Raw genomic sequence first — 5493 nt, forward strand, 5'->3', positions numbered from 1 at the left:
GCTCGGGGGCGTGGGCGGCCCGAGGCGTCGGGGTCGCGCTGGGGCAGGAACGCCGTGCGGCGGGCGCGGTCGCGGATGGCCGTACGGACCCGGGTGGGCGGTACGGCGGGCGCGCTGCGCGCGGTGAGGAGGGCGCAGACGGCGAGGGCGGTACCGGTCGCGGCGAGCGCGACGGCGGCCGGGAGGCTCGCCGTGTCCACCAGCACGACCGGGAGCAGGAAGAGGAGCAGCAGGGCGCTCGCCCGACGCTGGTTCATGGTCCGCCCCCTCCCTCAACTGCCGTTCTCGTACCGTTCGTTATACCGGAACCGTCTCGATCGGCTGGAGCAGTCGCCTCGGTTTGAGGAGCGCCCGGCTGACCGGATCCGCAGGGTCCTGGTCGAGACCGGGACCCGGGTCCATGATGACATCCCCGACGGGGACGATGACGGCGCAGGTGGGGCACTCGCCGTAGGAGCCGAGTTCGGTGCCGCAGTCCGCGTGCCGGAAGTAGCGCAGCTGCGTCTCGCCGTACTGCACGCGCTTCCACAGGCCGAGCGAGCGCAGCACCGGCCACAGGGCGATACCGCGTTCGGTGATGACGTACTCGTCGCGCGGCGGGGACTCCTGGTACCGGCGCTTTTCGAGGATGCCCTCGGCGGTGAGCGCCTGGAGGCGGGCGGCGAGGACGGCGCGCGGGATGCCGAGGTGGGCGAGGAAGTCGTTGTAGCGCCGTACGCCGTAGAGGGCGTCGCGGACGATGAGCAGCGTCCAGCGCTCCCCGACCACCTCCAGCGCCCCGGCCATCGAGCAGTCCTGCCCCGCGTAGTCCTTGCCTAGTGACATGCCCTCCACTGTAGCCACTTTCCGACAGTAAGTTCAATGAACGAACCTTAGGTGCTACGGTGCTCCCCATGACTAGGTTCAGTGAACGAACCCTTGCTGGGGTTCCCGAGACGTCCAAGGCCTCGGAGACATCCCGGGTCTCCGAGCCGAGCGTGCCGCATCCCCGCGCCACCCTCGCCCTGACCAGCGCGGCCACCGCCGTGGCGCTGATGACGTACACCGCGCCGATGGTCACGCTCCCCGACATCGCCGCCGCCCTGCACACCCCGCTCTCCGCCCAGGCCTGGCTCCTGAACGGCACCCCGCTCGGCCTCGCCGCGCTGCTCCTGGTCGCCGGCAGCCTCGCCGACGACTACGGCCGCCGCCGGATCTTCCTCGCCGGCACCCTCGCGCTCGGCATCACCACCGCCCTGGCCGCGCTCACCTCCTCGACCTGGCTGTTCACGCTGACCCGTATCGCGCAGGGCGCGTCCAGCGCGGCACTGCTCGCCAGCAGCCTGGGCCTGATCGTGCACGCCTTCCCGACCCCGCGCGGCCGCCTGCACGCGACCGGCGTGTGGGGCGCGTTCGTCAGCGGCGGCATAGCGGTCGGCCCGCTGGTCGCGGGCGCGATGCCGGACTGGCGGATGATCTACGTCGTACTCGGCGCGGCGGCGATCGTCGTGGCGGCCCTCGGCATCCGTACGCTGTCCGAGTCCCGCGCGCCGCGCGGCGGACGCCCCGACCTCGCCGGCGCGGTCACCTTCGGGCTGGCCCTGGTCGCCCTCGTCGCCGCCCTCACCCTGGGCCGCGACGGCTGGCTGCGGGCACCGGTGGGCCTGCTGGCGCTGGCGGCCGTGGTGCTCGTCGGCGTCTTCGCGCTGGTGGAACGCCGGGTCGCGACCCCGATGATCGACCTGAGCCTGCTGCGCCACCGCCTCTTCCTGGCCTCCTCGGCGGGCGGTCTGTTCACGGGCTTCGCGGTGATCGGCCTGTTCAGCTTCCTGCCGGCGCTGCTTCAGCAGACGCTGGGCCTGTCGGCGATGGACACGGCCTGGCTGTTCCTCCTCTGGTCGGGCCTGTCCTTCACGGTCGCCCTCCAGGCCCGCCGCCTCGCCGGCCGCGTCTCGCCCCGGCACCAACTCGCCCTGGGATTCCTCCTCCACGCGGCCGGCGTCCTGACGATGCTGGGCGCGCTGGACTCCGGTTCCTGGCCACGGCTGCTGCCGGGACTCGTGATCGCGGGCGTGGGCAGCGGCCTGCTGAACGCCGCGCTGCCGCTGCTGTCCGTCGAGTCCGTACCGGCGGCCCGGGCCGCGATGGGGTCGGGTGCTCAGCAGACGTTCCGGTACATCGGTTCCTGCGCGGGCGTCGCGCTGACGATCGCGATCGCCACGTCGGCGGGCAGCGGTCTCGCCCGCGGCGCGGACATCGCGATGGCGGTGTCGGCGGGGCTCGCCGTGGTGGCCGCGGTGAGCGTGGCGGTGTTGCGGGAGCGGGCGTGAACTCCCTTTGGCGGCACGGGACTTATGAGGTTCCGTGTCCCGCCGGAGGCGCGTGTCTGACCGGGGTCGCCTGTCTCACCAGGGTCGCGTGTCTCACCGGGGTCGCGTGGAGGTGAGCGTGCCCCACACCGCCATGCGGTACCTGGACGTGAACTCCGGGGTGCAGGTGGTGAGGGTGACGTAGTACCCGGGTTGGCTGAAGCCATAGGCCGGCTTGACGATCGAGCGCGGGATCGGCCGGATCACGCCGGAGTCGGCGGCGGAGGTCTGCGGCAGGATCTTGTCGACCGTGTACGTGTAGGTGGCCGCGCTCGTCTCGACCTGGACGGTGTCCTTGAGGCGCAGTCGCGGGAGGTACCTGAACGGCTCGCCGTGCGTGTTGCGGTGCCCGGCGAGCGCGAAGTTCCCTGCCTGGCCCGGCTGTTGGGTGCCGGGGTAGTGGCCGACGTACCCCTTGTTGAGCACGTCCTGCTTGCTGACGCCTTCCGCGACGGGGACGCGGAGATGGAGGCGGGGGATGGTGAGGATGGCGTAGGCCTGGGAGCGGCGGGGGGTGGTGGCGGAACCGGTGCCCGTGGTCGAGCCATCGGCCGAGGCGCTCCGGCGCGGTGAACTGCCGCCCGCCGTACCGGTGTTGGCCGACGGGGTGCCGCCGCTCACCGCACCCGGTGTCGCCCATTGCCGTTCCAGGGCCCGCACTTGGTGTTCGGCGCCCTGGCGGGCCTCCCGGTTGGTCCACCACAGCTCGTGGACGACGAGGAGGAGCAGGACGACCCCGGCGGTGACGAGGAACTCCCCACCGGTCCACAGGGCGCGTCGGCCCAGCGCACGGCGTCGACGGCTGCGGTGCTGCACGACGGGAACCCGCATGGGCCGCACGATAAGGGCCGGTTCGCGAACTCACCAGACTCATGGCTCCGATTACCGGAAAGGGTGCCCGTTCGATTTACCGGAAAGGGTTCCCGTTCGATCCTTCGTACACGGGTTTTAGAAAGGGGTGTCGAAACCCTCGACAACCCCACACACCACACCCGATGCTTCCTGGTGGCACGAGCCGGGGGGATGGCCGACGCCGGTGGGACGACCGGCGGTTGAGCGAATCGGGAGTAGAGATGATCCGACGCAGAACCCTGCTGGCCGCAGCGGGTGGTGGGCTCCTCGGCACCGCCCTGGCGACCGGCACCGCACGGGCCGACGCGACGATCGCGGTCAACCCGGCGACGAAGTACGGCACTTGGGAGGGCTGGGGCACCTCGCTCGCCTGGTGGGCGAACGTCTTCGGCGCCCGGGACGACTTCGCCGACATCTTCTTCACCACCAAGTCGACGACATACAACGGCACTTCACTCCCCGGCCTCGGCCTGAACATCGCCCGTTACAACCTCGGCGGGTGCAGCTGGAACTCGGTGAGCGGCACGTCGATGGTCGCCTCCGCCAACATCCCCGCGTTCAAACAGATCGAGGGCTACTGGCAGGACTGGAACAACGAGGACCCCACGTCCTCGGCGTGGAAGTGGACGGCGGACGCGACCCAGCGCGCGATGCTGGTGAAGGCGACGTCGCGCGGAGCCACCACCGAACTCTTCGCCAACTCCCCCATGTGGTGGATGTGTTCGAACCACAACCCGTCGGGCGCGTCCGGCGGCGGCAACAACCTCCAGACCTGGAACTACCGCCAGCACGCCTCCCACCTCGCGTCCGTCGCCCTCTACGCGAAGAACAACTGGGGCGTGAACTTCGCGACGGTCGAGGCCTTCAACGAGCCCTCGTCGAGCTGGTGGACGGCGACGGGTACGCAGGAGGGCTGCCACATGGACTCGACCGTCCAGGCGGCCGTACTCCCGTACGTCCGCAGCGAGTTGGACAGCCGCGGCCTGACGAGCACGAAGATCTCGGCGTCCGACGAGACGAGTTACGACCTCGCGCGCACGACCTGGAGCGCCTTCTCGTCCACGACGAAGGGGTACGTCAACCGCGTCAACGTCCACGGCTACCAGGGCTCGGGCGGCCGTAGAGACCTGCTCTACACGGACGTGGTAACGACGTCGGGCAAGGCCCTCTGGAACTCCGAGACCGGCGACAGCGACTCCACGGGCCTGACGATGGCCAGCAACCTGCTCTACGACTTCCGCTGGCTGCACCCCACGGCATGGACCTACTGGCAGGTCATGGACCCGTCGTCCGGCTGGGCGATGATCGCGTACGACCAGAGCACGCTCACGGCCGGCGCGGTGCAGACGAAGTACTACGTGATGGCCCAGTTCAGCCGCCACATCCGCCCCGGCATGACCATCCTGGACACGGGCGTGAGCTACGCGGCGGCCGGCTACGACGCGTCGGCGAAGCGGTTGGTGATCGTCGCCGCCAACACAGGCTCATCGTCGACGAAGTTGACCTTCGACCTGTCCAAGTTCACGACGGTGGCCGGTGGTTCGGGCGGGCTGGTCCCGCGCTGGAACACGGTGACGGGTGGTGGAGGCGACTTGTACGCCTCCCACTCGGACACGTACGTGAGCGGCAAGACGGTGAGCGCGACGTTCGCGGCGGGAGCGGTGCAGACGCTACAGATCGACGGGGTGGTGATCTGACCCCGGGCCCCCAACTCGGTTACGGCGGCGGCCGGTTCGGCCTGCCGGCGCTGGCGCTCGGCGGTTTCGGAATCGGCCTGACCGAGTTCGTGATCGCCGGGCTGCTCCCGCAGGTGAGCGGGAGCCTGAACGTGTCCACGGCCGCCGCGGGCTGGCTGATCTCCGGCTACGCGCTGACGGTCGCGGTGGGCGCGATAGCGGTGACGGCGACGACGGCGGGGCTGCCCCAAAAGCCGGTCCTGGTAGGCCTGGTGGCGCTGTTCGTCGCAGGAAACCTGCTGTCGGCGCTGGCCCCGACGTACGGGGTGATGCTGCTGGGCCGAATCGTCGCGGCCCTCTGCCACGGCTCGTTCTTCGGCATCGGCTCCTTGGTCGCCCGCCGCCTGGTCCCCCCGGAACGATCCTCGCGCGCGGTCGCGACGATGTTCGCCGGCCTGACGGTGGCGAACGTGCTGGGGGTTCCGTTCGGCGCACTCGTCGGCGAACGGTGGGGCTGGCGAGCGACGTTCTGGGCGATCACGGCGATCGGGGCGGTGGCGCTGGTCGCCATCGCCGTACTGGTACCGGCCTGGGCGGGAGGGGCAGGAGGGGCAGGA

Annotated in this window: 6 protein-coding genes; 3 read left to right on the forward strand and 3 right to left on the reverse strand. The window is 70.6% G+C overall.

Annotated features, from left to right (window positions below; all coding sequences use genetic code 11):
• Both AC31A1_RS45790 and AC31A1_RS45795 read right to left on the reverse strand, forming a co-directional pair.
• Nucleotides 1–257, reverse strand: a 257-nt coding sequence (locus tag AC31A1_RS45790; protein ID WP_489658995.1) for a DUF6412 domain-containing protein, incomplete at its 3' end; no start/stop codon positions are given.
• Between the two features lie 40 nt (nt 258–297).
• Nucleotides 298–825 (reverse strand): winged helix-turn-helix transcriptional regulator, encoded by a 528-nt coding sequence (locus AC31A1_RS45795; RefSeq protein ID WP_489658996.1) that lies wholly within the window; start codon nt 823–825, stop codon nt 298–300.
• Nucleotides 826–893: 68 nt separating this feature from the next.
• Between AC31A1_RS45795 and AC31A1_RS45800 the strand changes: the two genes are divergently transcribed.
• Nucleotides 894–2309 carry an MFS transporter gene (locus AC31A1_RS45800; protein WP_489658997.1) on the forward strand — a complete coding sequence of 472 codons (1416 nt, stop codon included), beginning with the start codon at nt 894–896 and terminating at the stop codon, nt 2307–2309.
• Between the two features lie 93 nt (nt 2310–2402).
• Here the strand turns inward: AC31A1_RS45800 and AC31A1_RS45805 are convergent, their stop codons facing one another.
• Nucleotides 2403–3179, reverse strand: a complete 777-nt coding sequence (locus AC31A1_RS45805) for a class E sortase (protein WP_489658998.1) — start codon at nt 3177–3179, stop codon at nt 2403–2405.
• Between the two features lie 242 nt (nt 3180–3421).
• Between AC31A1_RS45805 and AC31A1_RS45810 the strand changes: the two genes are divergently transcribed.
• Together AC31A1_RS45810 and AC31A1_RS45815 are read left to right on the forward strand one after the other, a co-directional pair.
• Nucleotides 3422–4897, forward strand: coding sequence for a glycoside hydrolase (locus AC31A1_RS45810; protein WP_489658999.1), 1476 nt, complete (start codon nt 3422–3424; stop codon nt 4895–4897).
• A 41-nt stretch (nt 4898–4938) separates the two neighbouring features.
• Nucleotides 4939–5493: MFS transporter (locus AC31A1_RS45815; RefSeq protein WP_489659000.1), on the forward strand; the 555-nt coding region annotated here is incomplete at its 3' end.

It is taken from the genome of Streptomyces sp. P5F9 (genome assembly GCF_057961495.1).

Bases quoted from the DNA above. Each gene is read 5' to 3' on its own strand.
- AC31A1_RS45795 (WP_489658996.1), bottom strand. From the start codon at position 825: ATGTCACTAGGCAAGGACTACGCGGGGCAGGACTGCTCGATGGCCGGG.
- AC31A1_RS45800 (WP_489658997.1), top strand. From the start codon at position 894: ATGACTAGGTTCAGTGAACGAACCCTTGCTGGGGTTCCCGAGACGTCC.
- AC31A1_RS45805 (WP_489658998.1), bottom strand. From the start codon at position 3,179: ATGCGGGTTCCCGTCGTGCAGCACCGCAGCCGTCGACGCCGTGCGCTG.
- AC31A1_RS45810 (WP_489658999.1), top strand. From the start codon at position 3,422: ATGATCCGACGCAGAACCCTGCTGGCCGCAGCGGGTGGTGGGCTCCTC.